Source organism: Sphingomonas sp. RS6 (assembly GCF_054489705.1).
The window spans coordinates 265,494-289,276 of the sequence record NZ_JBTMWM010000002.1 but is presented as its reverse complement, the minus strand read 5'-3'; the positions used below and the strand labels follow the sequence as shown (position 1 = coordinate 289,276).

21 protein-coding genes are annotated in these 23,783 nt (G+C 64.9%); 18 read left to right on the top strand and 3 right to left on the bottom strand.

What is annotated here, in order from left to right; all coding sequences use genetic code 11:
- Positions 1 to 51 precede the first annotated feature (51 nt).
- From ACX40Y_RS06055 to pdeM, 18 genes are all read left to right on the top strand, one after another.
- Positions 52 to 720, top strand: coding sequence for a DsbA family protein (locus ACX40Y_RS06055; RefSeq protein ID WP_459118648.1), 669 nt, complete (start codon positions 52 to 54; stop codon positions 718 to 720).
- Positions 721 to 774: 54 nt separating this feature from the next.
- Complete coding sequence (locus ACX40Y_RS06050; RefSeq protein ID WP_459118647.1) at positions 775 to 1,743, top strand: C13 family peptidase; 969 nt, start codon at positions 775 to 777, stop codon at positions 1,741 to 1,743.
- Between the two features lie 36 nt (positions 1,744 to 1,779).
- Positions 1,780 to 2,364: an ATP-dependent Clp protease proteolytic subunit gene (locus ACX40Y_RS06045; protein ID WP_459118646.1), complete on the top strand. Its 585-nt coding sequence runs from the start codon at positions 1,780 to 1,782 to the stop codon at positions 2,362 to 2,364.
- 102 nt (positions 2,365 to 2,466) lie between these two features.
- Positions 2,467 to 3,249 carry a succinate dehydrogenase iron-sulfur subunit gene (locus ACX40Y_RS06040; RefSeq protein ID WP_459118645.1) on the top strand — a complete coding sequence of 261 codons (783 nt, stop codon included), beginning with the start codon at positions 2,467 to 2,469 and terminating at the stop codon, positions 3,247 to 3,249.
- A 304-nt stretch (positions 3,250 to 3,553) separates the two neighbouring features.
- Entirely contained in the window at positions 3,554 to 4,324 is a 771-nt protein-coding gene (locus tag ACX40Y_RS06035; protein ID WP_459118644.1) for an NF038132 family protein, read from the top strand.
- Between the two features lie 115 nt (positions 4,325 to 4,439).
- Entirely contained in the window at positions 4,440 to 5,552 is a 1,113-nt protein-coding gene (gene zapE, locus ACX40Y_RS06030; protein WP_459118643.1) for a cell division protein ZapE, read from the top strand.
- An 81-nt stretch (positions 5,553 to 5,633) separates the two neighbouring features.
- Positions 5,634 to 7,490, top strand: a complete 1,857-nt coding sequence (locus ACX40Y_RS06025; RefSeq protein WP_459118642.1) for a glycoside hydrolase family 2 protein — start codon at positions 5,634 to 5,636, stop codon at positions 7,488 to 7,490.
- A gap of 230 nt (positions 7,491 to 7,720) precedes the next feature.
- Positions 7,721 to 8,683, top strand: a complete 963-nt coding sequence (mdh, locus tag ACX40Y_RS06020; protein WP_459118641.1) for a malate dehydrogenase — start codon at positions 7,721 to 7,723, stop codon at positions 8,681 to 8,683.
- Positions 8,653 to 9,252, top strand: coding sequence for a hypothetical protein (locus ACX40Y_RS06015; protein WP_459118640.1), 600 nt, complete (start codon positions 8,653 to 8,655; stop codon positions 9,250 to 9,252). Before mdh ends, ACX40Y_RS06015 begins: the two co-directional genes overlap by 31 nt.
- Positions 9,253 to 10,137, top strand: a complete 885-nt coding sequence (gene sucD / locus ACX40Y_RS06010; protein WP_459118639.1) for a succinate--CoA ligase subunit alpha — start codon at positions 9,253 to 9,255, stop codon at positions 10,135 to 10,137. It abuts the gene before it with no gap.
- Positions 10,138 to 10,203: 66 nt separating this feature from the next.
- Positions 10,204 to 13,134, top strand: a complete 2,931-nt coding sequence (locus ACX40Y_RS06005) for a 2-oxoglutarate dehydrogenase E1 component (RefSeq protein WP_459118875.1) — start codon at positions 10,204 to 10,206, stop codon at positions 13,132 to 13,134.
- Positions 13,135 to 13,136: 2 nt separating this feature from the next.
- Positions 13,137 to 14,345, top strand: a complete 1,209-nt coding sequence (gene odhB, locus ACX40Y_RS06000; RefSeq protein WP_459118638.1) for a 2-oxoglutarate dehydrogenase complex dihydrolipoyllysine-residue succinyltransferase — start codon at positions 13,137 to 13,139, stop codon at positions 14,343 to 14,345.
- Positions 14,346 to 14,347: 2 nt separating this feature from the next.
- Positions 14,348 to 15,565, top strand: coding sequence for an AAA family ATPase (locus ACX40Y_RS05995; RefSeq protein ID WP_459118637.1), 1,218 nt, complete (start codon positions 14,348 to 14,350; stop codon positions 15,563 to 15,565).
- A complete protein-coding gene (locus tag ACX40Y_RS05990; protein WP_459118636.1) occupies positions 15,562 to 16,191 on the top strand; it encodes a DUF4276 family protein in 630 nt (209 codons plus the stop codon). Before ACX40Y_RS05995 ends, ACX40Y_RS05990 begins: the two co-directional genes overlap by 4 nt.
- Positions 16,192 to 16,200: 9 nt before the next feature.
- A complete protein-coding gene (gene lpdA / locus ACX40Y_RS05985) occupies positions 16,201 to 17,592 on the top strand; it encodes a dihydrolipoyl dehydrogenase (RefSeq protein WP_459118635.1) in 1,392 nt (463 codons plus the stop codon).
- A 90-nt stretch (positions 17,593 to 17,682) separates the two neighbouring features.
- The gene (locus tag ACX40Y_RS05980; RefSeq protein WP_459118634.1) at positions 17,683 to 18,867 is read left to right on the top strand and encodes a BaiN/RdsA family NAD(P)/FAD-dependent oxidoreductase; all 1,185 of its coding nucleotides are present in this window, start codon (positions 17,683 to 17,685) and stop codon (positions 18,865 to 18,867) included.
- A gap of 149 nt (positions 18,868 to 19,016) precedes the next feature.
- A complete protein-coding gene (locus tag ACX40Y_RS05975) occupies positions 19,017 to 21,050 on the top strand; it encodes a TonB-dependent receptor plug domain-containing protein (RefSeq protein ID WP_459118633.1) in 2,034 nt (677 codons plus the stop codon).
- Positions 21,051 to 21,098: 48 nt separating this feature from the next.
- Positions 21,099 to 21,761, top strand: a complete 663-nt coding sequence (gene pdeM, locus ACX40Y_RS05970; RefSeq protein WP_459118632.1) for a ligase-associated DNA damage response endonuclease PdeM — start codon at positions 21,099 to 21,101, stop codon at positions 21,759 to 21,761.
- Positions 21,762 to 21,799: 38 nt separating this feature from the next.
- On the opposite strand, the gene ACX40Y_RS05965 is transcribed toward pdeM, so the two are convergent.
- The 3 genes from ACX40Y_RS05965 to fdxA form a co-directional block, all read right to left on the bottom strand.
- Entirely contained in the window at positions 21,800 to 22,525 is a 726-nt protein-coding gene (locus ACX40Y_RS05965; protein WP_459118631.1) for a head GIN domain-containing protein, read from the bottom strand.
- Between the two features lie 112 nt (positions 22,526 to 22,637).
- Positions 22,638 to 23,171: a CarD family transcriptional regulator gene (locus ACX40Y_RS05960; RefSeq protein WP_459118630.1), complete on the bottom strand. Its 534-nt coding sequence runs from the start codon at positions 23,169 to 23,171 to the stop codon at positions 22,638 to 22,640.
- 251 nt (positions 23,172 to 23,422) lie between these two features.
- Complete coding sequence (gene fdxA, locus ACX40Y_RS05955; RefSeq protein WP_459118629.1) at positions 23,423 to 23,761, bottom strand: ferredoxin FdxA; 339 nt, start codon at positions 23,759 to 23,761, stop codon at positions 23,423 to 23,425.
- Positions 23,762 to 23,783: the final 22 nt, after the last annotated feature.

Here is a 23,783-nt window from a genome sequence, read left to right as displayed (position 1 = left end):
GGGGCCGGCGGCATCTGTCGCCGGCCCCTTTGTTTGTGCGGCACATCGCCGATGAGCGCGCGGGCCTTTGGCAGGCGCGACGTGGCGATGCTGATCGCCGTCGGCGCCGGCGGCTATGCGGCGAGCCGGTTGCTGCGCGGCACCGCCCCGATCGGGCGCGACGTCTCTGCCAGCGGGCCGGCGATGGCGATCCTGGGCGACCGCGACGTGCCCGCGATCGGCCCCGCCGATGCCGGGCTGACGATCGTCGCCTTCAGCGATTTCCAATGCCCGGCATGCCGCGCCGCCGAGCCGGCGCTGCGCGATGCCTGCGCGCGCGACGGCCGCGCCCGGCTGGTGTTTCGCGAATGGCCGGTGTTCGGTCCGCGATCGGAAGCGGCGGCGCGAGTCGCGCTCGCGGCGATCCGCCAGAATCGCTACGACGCGGTCCACCGTGCGCTGATGGCCGAGCGGCGGCCGCTCGATCCGCCCGTGCTTCGCGCGGCAGTCGAAGGCGCCGGCGCGGACTGGGCCACCATCGTCGCGGACATGGAGCAGCACCGCGCGGACATCGAACGCGTGCTGCGCAACACCGCCGCCACCGCCTTCGCAATCGGCCTGCCGGGGACGCCGGGCTATATGTTCGGCCCGCTGCTCGTCACCGGCGCCCAGTCCCTGGCCGGGTTCCGGCGCGCACTGGACGAGGGCCGGGCATTGCAGGCGAAGCGAACGGCAGCTTGACACCGGCCCTGCAGCGTCAAGAGTGATCGCCCCCGCCCCCCGAGGGACATCGTCGTGCCGATCCGTACCCTGCTCTTCGCGTTCGCGTGCCTGTTCACCACCGCCGCCGCCGCCCAGACCCGCCCGCCCGAGCACACGACGGACTGGCCGGGACTGGTATCGGGCAAACGGGGGATCGAGGGGATCGATGCCGGCCCCGAACTGCACCGCGGCATCGGCGCGGCCGACGCGCTTGCCCAGCACCGCCGGCTCGATGCCGCGCTCGCCAGGCTGGCGCCTCAACGCAAGGGCATGGTCGATGCCTATGTCGTCAGCGTCGGGCTGGACAGCGATCCGGTGTTCGCCCGCGAGGCACGCGAGGCCGGCACGGTCCTCGCCCGACGCTATGATGCGGCAGGCCGCAGCATCACACTGGCCGGTCCGGACGGTCACGATGGCGAGGCACTGGCGCAAGGGAGCCTGACCGCCCTCAATCTTGCGCTCGCGCGGGTGGCCGAGGTGATGGACCGGGACGAGGACACGCTGGTCCTTTATCTCACCAGCCACGGCGCGCCGGATGTCGGCATCGTCTATCACGACGGCGATACCGGCTTCGGCGTGCTTTCACCCCGCCGGCTCGCGACGGTGCTCGACGAACTGGGGATCAGGAACCGGCTGCTGATCCTCTCCGCCTGCTATTCGGGCGCGTTCGTTCCACGCCTGCACACTGACAGCAGCGTCATCCTCACCGCCGCATCGGCAACGCGCAGTTCCTTTGGCTGCCGCGCGGACAATGACTGGACGTTTTTCGGCGACGCGCTGATCAACCATGCGCTGCGGACGCCGCAACCGCTGCGCGAAGCCGCCGAACAGGCGCGGACCACCATCAGGGGCTGGGAGCGCGAGGGATCGCTGGAGGCGTCGAATCCCCAGATTTCGATCGGCAGGAAGGCAGCGAGCTGGCTGACGCCGCTCGAAGCGCGAATGCCGACGACCGCGAGCGAACCGGTGGGCGCCCCCGCCACCGACGCGCTGGAACCCTGAACGGAACCTGCGCGTCCGTCGCCGGTTGCGCTCCCGATGACCGACGCCGCACCCTCGCCCGCCCCCGTGCAGCGTTATCCGCTGCTGGCCACGCCGCACATCCATCTGCAGGGTCCGATCGACCAGGGCCTGTACCGGCAGTTTCGCGACCAGCTGGCTGCCGCCCCCGCCGGCGGGCCGCTGGTCGTGGCGCTCTCCACCCTTGGCGGCGATCCCGAAGTCGCACGCCTGATGAGCGACGATCTGCGGCTGCTGCGTGATCAGAGCGGCCGCGAAATGCTGTTTCTGGGAAAAGTCGCCGTCTATTCGGCCGGCGCCACGTTCATGGCCAGCTTTCCGGTCGAGAAGCGATTCCTGACGCGGGGCACGCGGATCATGGTGCATGAGCGCCAACTGACCAGCACGATCGACCTGTCGGGCCCGCTTCGCTCGCTCTCGGCGACGCTCAAGGCGAAGCTCCATGAGATCGAACATTCGATCCGCATCGAGGAAGAGGGATTTCGCGCGCTCATTGCGGGCTCGCGAATCGAGTTTGACGAGTTGCGCCGGCGAGCCCCGGAAAACTGGTATATCGAGGCCGAGGAGGCGCGCGAACTGGGCCTCGTTCTCGATATCATCTGACCGGTTTGAGGCCCGCGACCCAAAGGACACTTGCGCTGCGGATGCGAAAGGCATAGCTCGCCCCCCAAAGACGCGTCGCGCCGCAAAGAGGAAGTTTCAGGAATGGCCGAATTCCGCCTGCCCAAGAACAGCCGCATTACCAAGGGCCAGGAGCACAAGGCGAGCCCCGAAGCCACGCGGGTCAAGAAGTTCAAAATCTATCGCTACGATCCCGATGCCGGGGCCAATCCGCGTTACGACACGTTCGAGGTCGATCTCGACGATTGCGGCCCGATGGTCCTCGACGCGCTGATCAAGATCAAGGGCGAGCAGGATTCGTCGCTGACCTTCCGCCGTTCATGCCGAGAGGGCATTTGCGGTTCCTGCTCGATGAACATCGACGGCAAGAACGGCCTCGCCTGCACCACCGCGATCGAGGATGTGAAGGGCGAGATCCAGATCACGCCGCTGCCGCACATGGACGTGATCAAGGACCTCGTCCCCGATTTCACGCACTTCTACGCGCAATATGCCTCGATCAAGCCCTGGCTGCAGACCGTCACCACCACGCCTTCGGGCAAGGAACGGCTGCAGAGCCCCGAGGACCGTGAGAAGCTGGACGGCCTCTACGAGTGCATCCTGTGCGCCTGCTGCTCGACCTCGTGCCCGAGCTATTGGTGGAACAGCGACAAGTTCCTCGGCCCAGCGATCCTGCTCCAGGCCTATCGCTGGCTCGCCGATTCGCGCGACGAGATGACCGGCGAGCGGCTCGACCAGCTCGAAGATCCGTTCCGCCTGTATCGCTGCCACACGATCATGAACTGCGCGAACGCCTGCCCCAAGGGGCTCAGCCCGGCCAAGGCGATCGCCGAAGTGAAGAAGCTGGCGGCAGAGCGCACGCTCTGATCGTTCAGGGACGTCGTCCCTATCCTCATTCGCAAGACGCCCCGGTGGTGAGCCGGGGCGTTTTTTGTTGCTGCAACTGATCGAGTAACAAGCAGCACATACACGACAAGTTCGAGGCGCATCGCACAAGCCGCTCGTCCCACTCGTCGAAATTTCGTCGAATGACGAGTTTATCCAATTATCGACGGCGATTTCCTCTTAAACTTTTTGCGCTCCGTTTTGGGGCAATCCGTTTTCAGCAAAAGATTGAGTTGCGGTTTCGGGTCGCGGCATCATCCAACAATCCAATCTACAGGGGATCATCATGAACCGACTTTCGAAGAGTCTGATCGTTTCAACGATCATGGCGGGCGCTGCAAGCCTCGCCACCCCTGCCGCGGCGCAGACCTGCACGGGCGTCTGTGGCACGCTGGGTGCTGATGGTGACGTCTCGGCATCGCCGCTGGGCGGCACCTATCAATACATCACGACCGAGGGCGGCGTTGAAGGCGCGGGGCAGATCGACGGCGTCGGCGGCACCAACGGCTCCGAGTATCGCACGCAGATTTTCGCTGCCGGTTCAGGCGACGTGCTCAATTTCTACTTCCAGTATGTGACATCCGATGGCGCCGGCTATTCGGATTATGGCTTTGCCGAATTGCTCGACGGCATGGGCGGACATGTCGCCTATCTGTTCACGGCGCGGACGACGACATCGGGCGACACCAGCCCCGGCTTCGATCTGCCGCCCAATGATTCGACGCTCAATCCCGGCAGCACGCCGATCATCGCGAACGAAACCAACTGGAGCCCGCTGGGCGAGACTTCGGGCGCGTGCTTCGAACTAGGCTGCGGCCGTACCGGCTGGATTCAGTCAAGCTATGAGATCACGATGGCCGGCAATTACCAGTTGCGCTTCGGCGTCACCAACTGGGACGACACAGCCTGGTCATCAGGCCTGGCATTCAACGGCGTGACGATCGGCGGGAATCCGATTGGCGTGCCTGAACCGGCGGCCTGGGCAATGCTGATCGGGGGCTTAGGCCTTGCCGGCGGCGCGATGCGCACCCGGCGAACCCGGATCGCCTACGCCTGATCCCGGAACTGACGGCCGCGCGGAAGGGGTTTCGCGCGGCCGTTTTCGGGCCTATCGCGCGCAAATCCACGTGCGCCCATGACGGGCGCCTTCTTTTCGCGCGAGCCATCTGGTTTTGACGAACGTCCTCAGCCGCTACCACGCCCTGCTTTCAGCCGGCGAACTCCGTCCCGACACCGAACAGCAGGCCGCAGCCGCGCGGCTCGATGCGCTGGCCGCCGAACTGGAGGCAACGCCGCGCAAGGGCAGCATCCTGTGGCGCCTAGCCGGTCGCAAGCCGGAGCCGCCACGCGGCCTATACATGTGGGGTGGCGTGGGTCGCGGCAAATCGATGCTGATGGACCTGTTCTTCGACCGCCTGGCCATCCGCCGCAAGCGCCGCGTTCACTTCCACGAATTCATGCTCGAGGTCCATGAGCGGCTGAACGCCGAACGCCAAAAGGACACGGCCGATCCGATCACCGCCGTCGCCGACGCGCTGGCAAACGACACACGGCTGCTCGCCTTTGACGAACTTGTGGTGAACAATCCGACCGATGCAATGATCCTATCACGCCTGTTCACCGCAATGATGGCGCACGGGCTCACCGTCGTCGCCACTTCGAACCGCCCGCCACGCGATCTCTACAAGGACGGGCTGAACCGTGATCTGTTCGTGCCGTTCATCGACCTGATCGGCAAACGCATGGACGTGATCGCGCTGAACGGCCCCGTCGACTATCGGCGCGATCGGCTTGGCAGCGCCGATACTTGGCTGGTGCCCAACGGGTCCGAGGCGACCGCGACGCTTTCCGCCACCTTTTTCCGCCTCACTGACTATCCGGTGGAGGATCGCACGCGGGTGCCCACCTGCGAGGTGCCGATTCCCGGCGGACGGCAGATCCATGTGCCCAAATGCGTGAAGGGGGTTGCCGTCTTTTCGTTCAAGCGCCTGTGCGGCGAGGCGCGCGGCGCGCCCGACTATCTGGCGATCGCCCGGCGCTTTCATACCGTCATCCTGGTCGGCATCCCCCGGCTGGGCCCGGAGAATCGCAACGAGGCGGCCCGCTTTGTCACGCTGATCGACGCGCTCTACGAGAACAAGGTCAAACTGCTAGCCGCCGCCGATGCTCCGCCCGAACAGCTTTACGAGCACGGTGACGGCCGGTTCGAGTTCGAACGCACCGTCAGCCGCCTGCTGGAAATGCAGTCCGACGAGTATCTGGCAAAGGGTCACGGAGAGGATTGATCGAGCCTTGTCGTGAGTCCATTCTTCCCTTCGACAAGGGCAACAAGCTTCGGGATTCCCCGGAGAAACGGGGAAAAGATGATGCGGCGATTGCGCCATCTCGCGGCGTTGGGGTTGGCAAGCCTCGGCATATCCCCTGCCTGGGCGCAGCCCGTGCTGGTGGCGGCAGACCTGCGCCAGCAGCAGAGTCTCGACGGGCCGTGGCACTGGTCGATCGACCCCTATCGCGACGGTCTCGCCGGTTTCCATGGTGAACCACCGAACGTCCGCACCAACCGCGCCGCCGATGTGATCGTCGCCGATGTGATGCAGGCCAAGCCGCGCACCTTCTTCGAATATGACATGCAGCAATCGCCGGTCGTCAGCCTGCCGGGATCGTGGATCGGCCATTCGCCCGAGATGCGGCTCTACCAAGGCCTCGTCTGGTACCAGCGCGACTTCACCGCCGCATCGCCCGAGCCGGGCAAGCGCGTGTTCCTGCGCGTGGGGGCGGCCGAATATCGCAGCTATGTCTATCTGAACGGCAAGCCGCTGGGCGAGCATCGTGGCGGCTACACGCCGTTCGCCTTCGAAGTGACGAGGCTGCTCCGCCCGGGCCGCAACCAGGTCACCATCGGCGTCGACTCGGTCCGCACCATCAACGATGTGCCGCCGCCGGTCACCGACTGGGAGACCTATGGCGGCATCACCCGCAGCATCACGCTGGTGACGGTGCCCGACACCTATGTCGACGACGCGTTCGTGCGCCTCACCCCCGACGGCACCCGCATCGCCGTCTCCGTGACGCTCGAAGGGCCGAAGGCGGCGAACACCGCGGTGAAGTTCCGCATTCCCACGCTCGGCGCCACGCTCGACGGCAAGACCGATGGCGAGGGCAAGTGGGAAGCGACCCTGCCCGCGCCGCGCAACCTGGTCCGCTGGTCGCCCGAGAACCCCAGGCTCTACGACATCGCCATCGACGCAGGCGCCGATCACTTCAGCGATCGGCTGGGCTTTCGCACCATCGCGGTGAAGGGCACCGACATCCTGCTCAACGGCAAGCCGATCTTCCTGCGCGGTATCTCGATGCATGAGGAGGAGCTTGGCGCCGATCCCGTTCGTGCGATGACGCCCGCCGCCGCCCGCGCGCTGCTCGGCGAGATCAAATACGGGCTGCATGGCAATTTCGTTCGCCTGGCGCACTATCCGCACAGCGAAGCCACGACGCGGATGGCGGATGAAATGGGTCTGCTCGTGTGGAGCGAGATTCCGCTCTACTGGCTGGTCAACTGGTCGAATCCCGAGACGCTGGCCGATGCGCGCCGCATCCAGGCCGAAAACATCCGCCGCGATCGAAATCGCGCTTCGATCGTGCTCTGGAGCGCCGCCAACGAGACGCCGACCAATGACGCGCGCAACGCCTTCCTGCGCGCGATGATCGCCGATGTCCGCGCCCTCGACTCCAGCCGGCTCGTCACCGCCGCGCTGCTCAGCGGACGCGAGGGCAGGATCATGAAGATCGACGATCCGCTCGCCAACGATCTCGATGTCATGGCAATCAACACGTACAACGGGTGGTACAGCGATGACGCGCTGGCGGATCTGGCCAGCCAGGAATGGCGCGGGCCGGTGAACAAGCCGCTGATCTTCTCGGAATTCGGCGCGGGCGCGCGGGCCGGTTATCACGATCCGGTGGAGAGCCCGCACAAGTTCAGCGAGGAATATCAGGCCGATTACTACCGCGCGACGCTCGCAATGGCAGCCAAGGTGCCGTTTCTGCGCGGCATGAGCCCCTGGATCCTCAAGGACTTCCGTTCGCCGCGGCGACAGCACCCGATCTACCAGCAAGGATGGAACCGCAAGGGACTGATCTCCGAGACCGGCCAGCACAAGCTCGCGTTCGACGTGCTCGCGCGCGATTATGCCCGGCGCGAGGCGGCGGACGCTGCGAAGAACTAGGATGCGCAGCGCCCCTGCGCCGCAACGGCAACGAGCCGGCTAAGCGCCTGCAACCCGGCTGGTCGCTGCCTAAAATGCCGCTTATTGCTCTTGCGAACGAATTGCAAAGATATTCCGCGCGCTGTACCGAATCCCGGGTTGCAGCCGCGCTATTATAAGCCTATCCCGCCCCCGCTTTCGCGGCGCATGTAAACGCGCCCGCTTTGCTTGGATTCAACCAAGGAGATTCCATGGCTCGCAAGAAGATCGCGCTGATCGGCTCCGGCATGATCGGTGGTACGCTCGCGCACCTCGCGGCGATGAAGGAAATGGGCGACATCGTCCTGTTCGACATCGCTGAGGGCACCCCGCAGGGCAAGGCGCTCGACATCGCCCAGTCCGGTCCGGTCGAGGGGTTCGACGCCAATCTCAAGGGCGCGAACAGCTATGAGGACATTGCGGGCGCCGATGTCTGCATCGTCACCGCCGGCGTGCCGCGCAAGCCGGGCATGAGCCGCGACGATCTTCTCGGCATCAACCTGAAGGTCATGAAGGCCGTCGGCGAGGGCATCGCCCAGCACGCGCCGGACGCCTTCGTGATCTGCATCACCAACCCGCTCGACGCGATGGTGTGGGCGCTGCGCGAATTCTCAGGGCTCCCGCACCAGAAGGTCGTCGGCATGGCCGGCGTGCTCGATTCGGCGCGCTTCCGCCACTTCCTCGCGGATGAATTCAAGGTTTCGGTCGAGGACGTCACTGCCTTCGTGCTCGGCGGCCACGGCGACACGATGGTTCCGGTGATCGAATATTCGACCGTCGCCGGCATTCCGGTGCCCGACCTGATCAAGATGGGCTGGTCCACCCAGGAACGCATCAACGCCATCGTTGCGCGCACCCGTTCGGGCGGCGGCGAGATCGTCGGCCTGCTCAAGACCGGCTCGGCCTTCTACGCCCCGGCCACCAGCGCGATCGCGATGGCCGAGAGCTATCTTAAGGACAAGAAGCGCCTGCTGCCCTGCGCCGCGCACCTGACCGGCCAGTATGGCGTGGACGACCTGTACGTCGGCGTGCCGATCGTGATCGGCAAGGACGGCGTCGAGCGCATCGTCGAAATCGAACTCAACGGCGATGCCAAGGCGAATTTCGACGTCTCGGTGAATGCCGTCAAGGAGCTCGTCGCCGCATGCAAGTCGATCGACTCCTCGCTCGGCTGATCCTGCCGGTGGCGCTGGCGGCGCCCGCGGTCGCTTCCGCACAGGAAGCGATCGCGACGGCACCGACGGACCCCGTCGGGCTGTTCCGTGCCGTGTGCATGGGCGGCACGGCCAAGCTCACGCGCAGCAATGCCGAGCCCAGCGCCTATCCGATTTTGCCGGCACCGGCGAAACACGCAATGGCAAGCGCGGTGGCACCCGATGCCGCGGCGGCCGCCAGCGCCATGGCGCCAGCCGATGATGCGGTGTCGAACACCATCTATCGCATCGCCGGCGGCAACATCTACCTTGTCGTCCCCAAGGCCGGCACCGATGCCGGCCCTCTCGCGGAGTCGTGCCTCGTCGTCTGGCTCGCTGCGGGTGACGACTATCTGACGGCACGCAAAATTCTGCTGCCCGGCGAAACGCGGGTGCCGCTCTACCAGCGCCCCGATTCGAAGCCGGACGGCGCGACCTTTACGACCACTTCGTCGGGCGCAACCACCTATACCCTGGCCACCTTTGGCGGCTGGATGGCGTTGCGCTCTTATACCCCAGCCCCTCCCAGCGACCCGGAAAAGGCGAACTGAATGAGCATCCTCGTCGACAAGAACACCAAGGTCATCGTCCAGGGGATGACCGGTGCCACCGGCACGTTCCACACCGAACAGGCGCTTGCCTATGGCACGCAGATGGTCGGCGGCGTCACCCCCGGCAAGGGCGGCAGCACGCATATCGGCCTGCCCGTGTACGACACGGTCGCCGAAGCCAAGGACAAGACCGGCGCCGACGCGAGCGTGATCTACGTGCCGCCCCCCTTCGCGGCCGACTCGATCCTCGAGGCGATCGATGCCGAGATCCCGCTGATCGTCGCGATCACCGAAGGCATTCCGGTGCTGGACATGGTCAAGGTGAAGCGCGCGCTCTCCGGCTCCAAGTCGCGCCTGATCGGCCCGAACTGCCCGGGCGTGCTGACGCCTGGCGAGTGCAAGATCGGCATCATGCCGGGCTCGATCTTCTCCAAGGGTTCGGTGGGCGTCGTGTCGCGCTCGGGCACCCTCACCTATGAGGCGGTGTTCCAGACCACCAACGCGGGCCTGGGCCAGACCACGGCCGTCGGCATCGGCGGTGACCCGGTCAACGGCACCAACTTCATAGACGTGCTCGAGATGTTCCTTGCGGACGAAGCCACCCAGTCGATCATCATGATCGGCGAGATCGGCGGCTCGGCCGAGGAAGAGGCTGCCCAGTTCCTGATCGACGAGGCCAAGCGTGGCCGCAAGAAGCCGATGGCCGGCTTCATCGCGGGCCGCACCGCGCCTCCGGGCCGCCGCATGGGCCATGCCGGTGCGATCGTCTCGGGCGGCCAGGGCGGCGCCGAGGACAAGATCGCGGCGATGGAAGCCGCTGGCATCCGCGTTTCCCCCAGCCCCTCGCTGCTCGGCGAAACGCTGATGGAAGTGCTCAAGGGCTGAATTTGCAACGGTAGCGCTCCTATATAGGGTGGGAATGGGAGCGCTAACACGAACGGAAGCATGATCATGGGCTATGAAGGCCTCGACTTCGACGACATCGCCGGTGGTGTGAGCCCCGGCTTCGTCGAGACTTTGTACCGGCGCTACAAAAGCGATCCGGCTTCGGTGGAACCCAGCTGGCGCGCCTGGTTCGAGGGCCTCGAATCGACCGCCTCGGGCCCCAGTTGGAAGCGTGCCAACTGGCCGCTGACCGATACCGATTCGCTGACGGCCGGGCTCGACCCCACCCAGATGGAGCCCGCGCCGAAGCCCGCCAAGGGCGGCGCCCCCGCAAAGGCCGCAGCGCCCGCCGCCTCGACGGCAGACGTGACCAAGGCCGCGGAAGATTCGATTCGCGCGATGATGCTGATCCGCACCTATCGGGTGCGCGGCCATCTCGCTGCCAATCTCGATCCGCTCGGCCTCTCCCGCCAGAATCTCCCTGCCGACCTGACGCCGGAATATCACGGCTTTTCCGGCGCCGATCTCGATCGCCCGATCTTCCTTGGCGGCGCGCTGGGCGTGCAGCAGGCGACGGTGCGCGAGATCGTGGCGATCCTCCAGGCCAATTATTGCGGTAATGTCGGCCTCGAATATATGCACATCGCCGATGTCGAGGAGCGCCGCTTCCTTCAGGAGCGGATGGAAGGCAAGGACAAGGAAATCCACTTCACGCCCGACGGCAAGAAGGCGATTCTGTCCAAGGTGATCGAAGCCGAGCAGTGGGAAAAGTTCCTCGGCAAGAAATATGTGGGCACCAAGCGGTTCGGCCTCGACGGCGGCGAATCGATGATCCCGGCGATGGAAGCGATCATCAAATATGGCGGCGCCCAGGGCGTGCGCGAGATCGTGTACGGCATGGCCCATCGCGGCCGCCTGAACATGCTCGCCAACGTGATGGCCAAGCCGTTCCGCGTGATCTTCCATGAATTCGGCGGCGGTTCCGCCAATCCGGAGGATGTCGGCGGTTCGGGTGACGTGAAGTATCACCTCGGCACCTCCACCGACCGCGAGTTCGACGGCATCACCGTCCATATGTCGCTGGTCGCCAATCCGTCGCACCTCGAAGCCGTCGATCCGGTCGTGCTCGGCAAGGCCCGCGCGCTGCAGACGATCCGCGGCGACCTGGAAAAGCACGAGCAGGTGCTGCCGGTGCTGATCCACGGTGACGCGGCGTTCGCCGGTCAGGGTATCGTCTGGGAAACGCTCGGCTTCTCGGGCATCCGCGGCTACAATACCGGCGGCTGCATCCACTTCGTCATCAACAACCAGGTCGGCTTCACGACGAGCCCGCAGTTCGCGCGCTCCTCGCCCTATCCGTCGGACGTCGCGAAGGGCGTCCAGGCGCCGATCCTCCACGTCAACGGCGACGATCCCGAAGCCGTGACCTTTGCCTGCAAGGTGGCCATCGAGTTCCGCCAGACCTTCCATCGGGACATTGTGATCGACATGTGGTGCTATCGCCGCTTCGGCCACAATGAAGGCGACGAGCCCAGCTTCACCCAGCCGTTGATGTACCAGAAGATCCGTCAGCACCCGCCGGTGAGTAGCGTCTATGCGCAGAAGCTGATCGGCGAAGGCGTGGTCGATCAGGGCTTTGTCGACGAGAAGACGCACCAGTTCACGACGCTGCTTGAAGGCGAGTTCGAAGCGGGCAAGACCTATCTGCCGAACAAGGCCGACTGGTTCGCCGGCCGCTGGACGGGTCTCGGCGCGCCGGTGGATTCGGAAAGCGCACGTCGGAATATTGAGACCGGTATCGAGAAGAAGCTGTTCGACAGCCTCGGCCGCACGTTGACCACCGTTCCTGACGGGCACGAGATCCACAAGACGCTCGCGCGCGTGCTCGATGCCAAGCGCGAGATGTTCAAGTCCGGTGCCAATTTTGACTGGGCAACCGGCGAGGCGCTGGCCTTCGGCTCGCTGCTTTCGGAAGGCTACACCGTCCGCCTGTCGGGCCAGGATTCGGGGCGCGGCACCTTCTCGCAGCGCCACGCCGTCTGGGTCGACCAGAAGACCGAGTCGAAGTACGTGCCGCTCACCACGGTGCCGCATGGCAGCTTCGAGGTGCTCGACTCGCCGCTCAGCGAATATGGCGTGCTCGGCTTCGAATATGGCTATGCGCTTGCCGATCCGAAGGCGCTGGTGCTGTGGGAAGCGCAGTTCGGCGACTTCGTGAACGGCGCGCAGATCATGATCGACCAGTTCATCGCGTCGGGCGAGTCCAAGTGGCTCCGCGCCAACGGCCTGGTGATGCTGCTGCCGCACGGCTATGAAGGCCAGGGCCCCGAGCATAGCTCGGCGCGTCCGGAGCGCTTCCTCCAGCTCTGCGCGCAGGACAATATGCAGGTGGTGAACATCACCACGCCGGCGAACTATTTCCACCTGCTGCGTCGGCAGATGCACCGCAACTTCCGCAAGCCGCTGATCCAGATGACGCCCAAGTCGCTGCTCCGTCACAAGATGGCGGTGTCGAGCGCCGAGGAGTTCTTGGGCGACAGCCACTTCAAGCGGATCCTGTCGGACCCCAGCGCGCCTGCGGACAAGGACGTGAAGCGCCTGGTGCTGTGCACCGGCAAGGTCGCCTATGACCTGATCGAGGCACGCGACGCGGCGGGCGACAAGAACACCGCGATCGTCCGGATCGAGCAGCTCTACCCGTTCCCGGGCGAGCCGCTGACCGATCGGCTGAAGCGCATGACCAACCTCGAAGAGGTGGTGTGGGCCCAGGAAGAGCCGAAGAACAACGGCTACTGGTTCTTCGTCGAGCCGCTGATCGAAGAGTGCCTCATCGACGCCGGCACGAAGGTACAGCGTCCGCGTTACGCGGGCCGCGCCGCGGCGGCATCGCCCGCAACCGGCCTGATGAAGCGCCACACCGCAGAGCAGGGCGCGCTCGTTGCCGACGCGCTCGGCCATAATGTCCGCGAAGAAATCCGCCGCACCCGGAAAGGTTGAGAATGGCCACCGAAGTCAAAGTCCCTGTACTGGGCGAATCGATCACCGAAGCCACTGTCGGTGAATGGCTGAAGAATCCGGGCGATCCCGTCCGCGCCGACGAGCCGATCGCCAGCCTCGAGACCGACAAGGTCTCGGTCGAAGTCCCCTCGCCGGTCGCCGGCGTGATGGGCGAGCAGATCGTCAAGATCGGCGATACCGTCGAAGTGGGCGCGGTGATCGCGATCATCGCGGGTGAAGGTGCTGCGGCTGCTCCGGCCGCTGCCCCCGCAGCCGCGCCGGCACCCGCCGCTGCTCCTGCGCCTGCCGCTTCCCCGGCGCCCGCTGCCGATGCGGCCGCGCTGTCGCCGTCGGTGCGCCGTGCGGTGCTGGAGACCGGCGTCGATCCCTCGACCGTGCAGGGCACCGGCAAGGATGGCCGCCTGACCAAGGAAGACGTGCTCGCCGCAGCCAGCAGCAAGCCCGCCGCGCCGGCCGCTGCGCCTACCGTCGCCTCGGCCCCCACCGTCGGCCGCAAGGAAGAGCGCGTGCGGATGACCCGTCTGCGCCAGACCGTCGCCCGCCGCCTCAAGGACGCGCAGAACACCGCGGCACTGCTCACCACCTTCAACGACGTCGACATGACCGCCGTCATCGAGGCCCGCGCCAAGTACAAGGACCTGTTCGAGAAGAAGCACGGCGTCCGCCTCGGCTTCATGGGCTTCTTCGTGAAGGCCGCGTGCATGGCGCTGAAGGACATCCCCGGCGTCAACGGTTCGATCGAGGGCGACGAGATCGTCTACCACGATTATTGCGACATCTCGGTCGCGGTCTCGGCCCCGCAGGGCCTGGTCGTCCCGGTGATCCGCGATGCGCAGGACCTGTCGGTTGCCGGCATCGAGAAGACGATCGGCGATTTCGGCAAGCGCGCCAAGGACGGCACGCTGAAGATGGACGAAATGAAGGGCGGCACCTTCACCATCTCCAACGGCGGCGTGTTCGGCTCGCTGATGTCGACCCCGATCATCAACCCGCCGCAGTCGGCCGTGCTGGGCCTGCACCGCATCGAGGATCGCCCGGTCGTCCGTGACGGCCAGGTCGTCGTTCGCCCGATGATGTATCTGGCGCTCAGCTACGATCACCGCCTGATCGACGGCCGCGAGGCGGTCACCTTCCTCGTCGCGATCAAGAACGCGATCGAGGATCCGACCCGTCTGCTGATCGACCTGTAAGAATGGGATTGCCGATCGTGACTCCTTCACGCCTGAAGCCCGCGCGCATCGAAGAGGTCAAGATCGGCAATTTTCGTTCGCTCCAAAAGGTGCAGTTCAAGGACATAACGCCCTTGACTGCACTGTTAGGGCCGAATGGCAGCGGCAAGTCTACTTTCTTCGATGTATTCGCATTTCTTTCGGATTGCTTTTCCGAAGGGCTTCGACGCGCGGTAGATAAGCGCGGTAAATTTTCAGATCTGCGAAGCCGGGGACAAAAAGGTCCGATCACGTTTGAACTTGCTTACCGCGAAGGCGGTCGCCTTGATGGTAAAGAACCAAGCTTGGTTCGTTATCATCTTGAGATAGACGACGTTGACGGGAAACCCGCAATTGCATCTGAGTGGATGCACTGGAAACGAGGCAGCTGGGGTAAACCCTTCCGGTTTCTGGATTACAAATTTGGCTCCGGAACTGTGGTCTCCGGCGAACTCCCGGAACAGCACGACAAAAAAATCGAACTCCCGCTTGCTGGTCCGGATGTTTTAGCGGTTAGCACGTTGGGCCAGCTTGCGGATAATCCGCGCGTCAAGTCTTTGCGCGACTTCATTGTAGGCTGGCACCTCTCCTATTTATCGGCTGGAGATACTCGAGTGGTGCCTGAGGCAGGGCCGCAAGAACATCTTTCGCGCAACGGGAACAATCTAGCCAACGTAATTCAGTTTCTCGGCGAGCGTCACCCCGACCGCCTAGAGCGCATCTTTGGCATATTGCGCCGGCGTATTCCTAAACTCGAATCAGTGAACCCGGTGGCACTGCCTACGGGACACTTGCTGCTGACTGTAAAAGACGCCCCCTTCGAGGAAGGGGTACAAGCGCGATACGTATCGGATGGCACACTGAAGATGCTCGCGTACTTGATCCAATTGCACGATCCAGCGCCGCCACCCTTTTTGGGAATCGAAGAACCGGAAAACTTCTTGCATCCGAAGCTGCTCTACGAGCTTGCGGAAGAATGCGAAGTCGCATCTGCGCAAATGCAGATGGTGGTGACGACCCATTCCCCTTTCTTCATCGATGCACTTGAACCCAAACAGGTTTGGGCCTTACGACGGAACGAGCGCGGCTATACCGAAGCTATTCGCGCTGCCGACATGAGCGGCGTTTCGCACCAGATAACTGCAGGCGCAAAGCTGGGACAGCTGTGGTTGGAGGGCTACTTCGAGGCAGGCAACCCTTGAGCCGCGAGATACATATTCATGTCGAAGAACCGTCGATGGAGGCATTCCTAAGGGATTTCCTCCCCCGTGTTCTGCCGAATACGGCATTATGGCGTCCCATCAACCACGGCTCCAAACCCCAACTGCTGAAAGAGTTACCAAAGCGCTTACGTGGCTATGCGAGTACGCCACTTGCCTTTCGCCCGCTCGCGCTGGTTCTGATTGACCGCGACGAAGACGACTGCAAGGCCTTGAAAGCGCAGCTTGAAGCGGCTGCTCAAGATGCCGGTTTGATCCATAAATCTCAGGCAGACGGAGTCGAATTTGACGTCGTCAATCGCATTGTTGTTGAGGAGCTAGAAGCTTGGTATTTCGGCGACGCAATTGCCACAGCTGCGGCTTGGCCTGGGGTTAAGCCGACCTTCGCAAGTTCGGCCCGCTATAGAAACCCAGATGCGATAAAGGGCGGGACGCATGAAGCTTTCCTACGAGTGCTGCATGGCGCCGGACATTGGAAAGATCAGACGCGACTTCCGAAGGTTGAGAGCGCGCGGCGAATGGCCGCTCATATCGATCCCGCACGAAACTCCTCCCGCAGTTTCCAACACTTCCTGTCCGGCCTGAATGCGCTGGTCGAGCTTGCTTAGGAATCAAAAATGGCTGAATATGATTTCGACGTCCTGGTGATCGGTGCCGGCCCCGGCGGCTATGTCGCCGCGATCCGTGCCGCGCAGCTGGGCCTGAAGACCGCCTGCGCCGAGAGCCGCGAGACGCTGGGCGGCACCTGCCTCAATGTGGGCTGCATCCCGTCCAAGGCGATGCTCCATGCGTCCGAATTTTTCGACGCCGCCGCCAATGGCGCGATGGCAAAGATGGGCATCAAGGTCACGCCCGAGCTCGATCTCGACACCATGCACGGCCAGCGCCGCGACGCGGTGAAGCAGCTGACCGGCGGCATCGAGTTCCTGTTCAAGAAGAACAAGGTCACCTGGCTGAAGGGCCGCGCCAGCTTCGAGGACGCGCACACCGTCTCGGTCGGCGACCAGAAGGTCACCGCCAAGAACATCGTCATTGCCACGGGTTCGTCGGTCACCCCGCTGCCGGGCGTTACGATCGACCAGAAGGTCGTGGTCGATTCGACCGGCGCGCTCGAACTGCCCGAGGTTCCCGAGCACATGGTCGTGATCGGCGGCGGCGTGATCGGGCTGGAGCTGGGCAGCGTGTGGCGCCGCCTGGGCGCCAAGGTGACCTGCGTCGAGTATCTTGACCAGATCCTGCCGGGCATGGACGGCGATGTCCGCAAGGAAGCCAACAAGATCTTCAAGAAGCAGGGCATCGAGTTCAAGCTGGGCACCAAGGTGACCGGCGTGGCGGTGAATGGCGACAAGGCCACCCTCACCCTCGAACCCGCCGCCGGCGGTGCTGCCGAGACGCTGGAGGCCGATTGCGTGCTGGTGTCGATCGGCCGCCGCCCGAACACCGACGGCCTCGGCCTCGACAAGATCGGCCTCGCCACCAACCAGCGCGGCCAGATCGAGACCGACCACAGCTTCCGCACCAAGGTGGACGGCGTGTGGGCGATCGGCGACGTGATTCCCGGCCCGATGCTCGCGCACAAGGCCGAGGATGAAGGCATTGCGGTTGCCGAGAACATCGCCGGCCAGACCGGCATCGTGAACCACGATGTGATCCCCAGCGTGGTCTACACCTGGCCCGAAATCGCCGGCGTCGGCCTGACCGAAGAGCAGGCCAAGGAACGCGGCGAGGTGAAGGTCGGCAAGTTCCCGATGCTCGCCAACAGCCGCGCCAAGACCAATCACGAGCCCGACGGCTTCGTGAAGATCATCGCCGACGCCAAGAGCGACCGCGTGCTCGGCGTATGGGCGATTGCCAGCGTCGCCGGCACGATGATCGCCCAGGCCGCGCAGGCGATGGAATTCGGCGCGACCAGCGAGGACATCGCCTATACCTGCCACGCCCACCCCACGCATTCCGAAGCGATCAAGGAAGCGGCAATGGGCGTGCAGGGCAAGCCGATCCACATCTGATCCGCCCCAACCGGGCAGAAGCAGGCGCCGTCGGTATTCCCGGCGGCGTTTTGCTGTTCGGGGCCCGAGAACCGCGCTAACGGCCCTGCCATGCACGCTTCCCTCGGTATCCATGACGCAATCATCCTCGGCGCGGGTGCGGCGGGGATGTTCTGCGCCGCCATGGCCGGTCAGCGTGGCCGCCGGGTGCTGCTGCTCGATCATGCCGAGGCGCCGGGGAAGAAGATCCTGATCTCCGGCGGCGGTCGGTGCAATTTCACCAATCTCGGCGCCGCACCCGACCGCTATCTCTCGGCCAACCCGCATTTCGCCAAGTCGGCGCTCGGCCGCTACACCGCGCAGGATTTCCTCGCCCTGGTCGAGCGCCACGACATCGCCTGGCACGAAAAGACCCTTGGCCAGTTGTTCTGCGACGGCTCGGCCCGTCAGATCGTCGACCTGCTGCTCGACGAGTGCGGGCGCGGCCAGGTGACGCTCCAACTGGGCGCGGGCATCACCGCCGTCGACCATGCCGATGGCCGCTTCCGCGTCACCACCAGCAAGGGCATTGCCGAAGCCCCTGCCCTCGTCATCGCCACCGGCGGCCCGGCCATTCCCAAGCTCGGCGCCACCGGCTTCGCCTATGATCTCGCCCGCCGCTTTGGCCTGAAGGTGGTGGAGCCACGCCCGGCGCTCGTGCCCCTCACCCTCGGCCCGGACCAGGCGCTGTTCCGCGATCTCTCCGGCGTCTCCACGCCAGTCGCCGCCAGCGCCGGCAAGGCGACGTTCCGGGAGGCGGCGCTGTTCACCCATCGCGGGCTTTCAGGCCCGGCGATCCTGCAGGTCTCGTCCTATTGGCGCCACGGGGAGGCGATCGCGATCGACTTCCTGCCCGATCAGCCCAAGGGCTGGCTGCGCGATGCAAAACGTACCGAGCCGCGCCTCACCCTGCGCACCCTGCTCGGCCGGCATTTGCCCGATCGCCTGGCCGCCACGCTCGCCGAACGCATCGCCCTGCCCGCCGAACTCGGCAACAGCCGCGACGCCGCGCTCGAGCAGGCCGAGGCGCAACTGGCCGGCTGGCGCTTCCTGCCCAGTGGCACGGAGGGCTTCGCCAAGGCCGAAGTCACGATCGGCGGCATCGCCACCGCCGACCTGTCGTCGAAGACGATGGAGGCACGGCGCGTGCCCGGCCTCTATGCGATTGGCGAGGCCGTCGACGTCACCGGCTGGCTCGGCGGCTACAATTTCCAATGGGCCTGGTCGAGCGGCTGGGCGGCGGCAGAGGCGCTCTGATCCGCGGGGGCGTGGCGCTCATGTCACGCTTTCCCGCTTAAATTCATGTTAAGTCGCGTTTTGGTGGCGCAAAGCCCTGCCCTGTCGCACAACTGCGTTTGGGGAGTCTTCGGCGCAGGCCGCCGGAGCATTGGGGAAATTCGGCGCGTATGAAGTTCGTATCGTTTGGGGTGATCGCCGTTGCGATCTGCCCCGGCGTGGCCTTTGCACAGCAGGCACCATCATCAACCGAAGCGACGCCAGAGCAGGGCGTTCTGGTCTACGGACCGGAATTCTTCGGATCGACCGCTTTGGCCACGGCGCTGGAGATGGTTCAGCGCCTGCCCGGCTTCACCCCCGATTACGGCAATAGCGACGCGCGCGGACTCGCCGGCAACAGCGGCAACATCCTGATCGACGGCAGGCCGCCCGCATCGAAAACCGATTCGCTGGGCGTCGTGCTGCGGCGCATCTCGGCGGCCAGCGTCGCGCGGATCGAGCTGATTCGCGGCGGCGCGCCCGGCATCGACATGCAGGGGCGCGCGGTGGTCGCCAATGTCGTGCTCAAGCGCACCGAAGCCACCGAAAAGCTGATCGATTTCCAGACCTATGTCTATCGCGACGGCTATGTCGGGCCCGACGTCACCGCCCAATATACCCATCGCAACGGCGATGCGCGCGAGGAACTCTCGGTCGAGCTGGTCACCGATCGCACCGCCGGCACCGCGCAGGGCACGCGCACCCGCACAGATGCGTCGGGCGGGCTATACCAGCTGCACGATCTCGACCTGTGGGACCGCTATCGTAACGCCAATGCGCGCGGCAGCATCCAGCGCCGCGCCGGTGGGGGGCTGCTCCGCGTCAATGCGCGGGTGGATTACACTAACCTCAATTCCAGCCAAACCGTCACGCTGCTCGCCGGCAGCGGCAGCGACGGGCGCGCCGAGGATGTGACGCACGACTGGGCGGGCGAACTGGGCGCGAACTGGACCCGTCCGCTTGGCGAGAAGAGCGAGATCGAACTGATCGCGCTCCAGCGGCTTGGTCATGAGAGCTATGATTCGTCGACCGTGTCGGGCGGCTTCATCTCCACCTTCGGCTCGCAATCGACCAACGGGGAGAGCATTGTCCGCTCGATCCTGCGCCACAAGATAGACCGGCATTGGTCGGTCGAAGGCGGCGGCGAGATCGCCTATAATTTTCTGCGCAGCGACACGGCCTATGCGGAGGAGAACCAGCTCGTCGCGCTGCCGAACAATCAGGTGTTCGTGAACGAACTGCGCGGTGAGATGTTCGGCCAGGCGAGCTGGACCCCCTCGCCCCGCCTCACGGTAGAGGCAGGTCTCCGTACCGAAGTGTCACGGATCGCCAGCAACGGCGATTTCGATCGGCGCCGCTCGTTCTTCTATCCAAAGCCACGCGTGCAGCTGACCTGGCGCCCATCGAAGAAGGACCAGCTGCGCCTTCGCCTGGAACGCACGGTCAGCCAGCTCGATTTCGACGATTTCGTCGCATCGACCGAAATCAACCTGGGCACGGTGATCGGGGGCAACGGCAATCTCGTGCCGCAACGGACGCTGACGCTGGAGGCGGTGTACGAGCATCGTTTCTGGAACATCGGCGCGATCGAACTGGGCGTCAGCCACGAAGCGACCAGCGACGTGATCGACTATATCCCGCTCGAAGACGGCTATGACGCGGTGGGGAATATCGGCGATGGCACGCGCGACACCGCCTCGGGTAAGCTCACGCTGCCGTTCGACAAGATCGGGATCAAGGATGCCCGGTTGCGCGTCTCCGCTGCCGTCACCCGCTCGCGCGTCACCGATCCGCTGACCGGCGAGCGGCGGCGCTATTCGGACGAGGTGCCGTTCACCTGCAACGTCACCTTCAGCCACGATCTGTCTGGCGGCCGCTTCACCTATGGCATCGATCACAGCTGCAACGCCGATCGCTCTCACCTCTATCGCATCGCCGAATATCGCACGACCGACATCGAGCCGGTCCTGACGCTGTTCGGGCAGTGGAAGCCGTCGAAGAAGCTGACGGTCCGCGCGGATCTGGGCAACGCCATCAACGCCGCGCGCATCTACGACCGCGACGTCTATACCGGTCCGCGAAACACCGCGCCGCTGCTCTATCGCGAGCGGCGGGTCCAGCGCCGGGGCCAGTATCTCTATCTCCAGGTCCGCCGCGCCTTCTGACGCGCCGGGGCGGTTGACGTCGCCCCCGGGGAGGACGATAGCAACGGCATGGTTCCCCTTTCGTTCGGCGGTCACGATCTGCGCGCGATGTCCGAGGGCGCGCTCTACTGGCCGTCGCGACGGGCCTTGCTGGTCGCCGATCTGCACTTCGAAAAGGCGAGCTGGTTCGCCGGACACGGCCAGATGCTGCCACCCTATGACACGATCGCCACGCTTGCCGCGCTCACGGCGCTCGTCGACCGGCTGGCGCCCGACGAACTTTGGTGCCTTGGCGACAGTTTTCATGATGTCGAAGGCTGCGCGCGACTCACGGCCGAGGCACGGGGGATGCTGACCGCGCTGACCAGCCGCCTCGCCTGGCACTGGATCACCGGCAATCATGATGTGGTGCTGATCGATCATTGCGGCGGCACCGTACACGACGAAGCCGAGGTCGACGGGCTGGTGCTACGCCACGAGGCGCTGCCTGGGGAGGCTCGGCCCGAACTGTCCGGCCATTTCCATCCCAAGCTGCGCCTGACGGTGCGCGGTCGGCACGTCGCCCGCCGTTGTTTCGTGTCGACGGGCACCAAGCTGATCCTGCCGGCGTTCGGCGCGCTTACCGGCGGGCTCGACGCCGCACACCCGGAGATCATCCGCGCCGTCGGCCCAGGCGCGGAGGCGCTGGTCGCCACCGCGCACAAGCTGCTTCGCTTTCCGCTGGCGGCCTGAACGCGTCGGGCGAAGGAGCTCTACCCGCCGGCCATCTGCTATGAGCATTTGGCGTCGCCGGACCCCATCTTGCTCACCTCGCACTTGGCCCCGCCGCGCAGTTCGACATCGCCCGAACCCAGGATCGAAATCGACGCCGGGCCAGGCACGTTCGCCCGCACCCCGCCCGATCCTGCGATCGAAATGTCGGCGCGTCCCGCCGTGAAGTTCTGGCCGCGCAGATCGCCCGATCCGGCGATCGACACGTCGAGCGTCCGGGCGCGGCCGGCGATCGTGACGTCGCCCGATCCCGCGATCGACAGCGAGGTCTCGCCGCCATCGAGCGCAGCGACGTCGAGATCGCCCGAACCGGCGACCACTCCTTCAAAGTCGCCCTCAGCGCGATCGGCGCGCAGCGTGCCGGAGCCCGCCACCACCGCCTCGGAGAGGCGCGGCATGACGACATGGATCCTGGCGACCCGACCGTCGCGGTCGCCGAACCAGCCGCCCTCCCGCTTGCGCGACACTTTCAGCGTGTTGCCGTCGAGGCGGATGTCGAGCGCGTCGAGCACGTCGGGATCGCCGTCCGCTCGCACCGAGAAGGCGTTGCCGGCGCGGACGTCGACATCATCGGGCCCTTTCAGCGCAACAGCGGTGAACCCCCGGGCATCGAAGTCGCGTGTCGCCCCCGTCCCCTTGGCCGCAACCTTGGTGCCGTCGTTCGACCAGCTGGCATGGCAGCCCGCCACCAGGGGCAGCAGGGCAAGGACGAGCAACGGGCGCATGGCGGTCTCCTCGAATGTGTATTGCCCCTATAATACACATTCGAGCCGAAACGAAAAGGGGGCGCGAGCCCGTGGCTCCGCCCCCTTTTGATCCGACCCTGTTCCGTGCCTGTCAGGCCGGAACCTTGTCCTTGTTGTAGATCGCTGCGGCCTTGCGCAGGATTTCCAGAATCTTCTCGAGTGCGGTGGGTTCATCCACCTCCTCCATCGCCGCGAGTTCGCGGGCGAGACGGCTTGCCGCCGCTTCGAAGATCTGGCGCTCGGAATAGCTCTGCTCGGGCTGATCGTCAGCGCGGAACAGATCGCGGACCACTTCGGCGATCGACACGAGGTCGCCCGAATTGATCTTCGCTTCATATTCCTGGGCGCGGCGCGACCACATGGTGCGCTTCACCTTGGGCTTGCCCTTCAGCGTGTCGAGCGCTTCCTTGAGCGTCTTGTCGCTGGAAAGCTTGCGCATGCCGACGCTCTCGGCCTTGTTGGTCGGCACGCGGAGCGTCATTTTCTCTTTTTCAAACCGCAGGACGTAGAGTTCGAGCTGCATCCCTGCAATTTCCTGCTTTTGCAGCTCGATCACACGGCCAACGCCGTGCTTGGGGTAAACGACATAATCGCCGACATCGAAGGACAGCGCCTTTGCAGCCATGTGCGAGGAACCTTTCGTGAATTTACCGGCCCCGATACGATCGCGGTACACGCCCGGTCGCGCGAAGCGCGGCAGACGAGTGGATTCGGGGCATACGCTAGCGTCTCCGGGCGAAGGCGAGCCTGATGCCTTCGTCAGCCCCTATTTAACACGCTCGTAATAAAATTACCAGTCGAACGTCATCGCCGCTGTGCATAAATGTGCACAACGCGTCCCGATTCGGTCACTGGCGGGCGGCGTGGGCCGCCGGTTCAGGCGCCAGAGCCCGGGTTGGGCGAGAAATACTTGTCGAACTTGTCGGTCTCGTTCTTCATCGCGTCGGCGTCGGCCGGGGCCTCGCCCTTCTGCGTGATGTTCGGCCACTGCTCGGAATAAACGCGGTTGAGCTCGAGCCACTTTTCAAGGCCGTTCTCGGTATCGGGCAGGATCGCCTCGGCCGGGCATTCGGGCTCGCAAACCCCGCAATCGATGCATTCGCTGGGGTTGATGACGAGCATGTTCTCGCCTTCATAGAAACAATCTACGGGACAAACCTCGACACAATCCATGTACTTGCACCGGATGCACGCGTCGGTGACGACATAGGTCATGGAAGAAACGGCCCTTGTTACG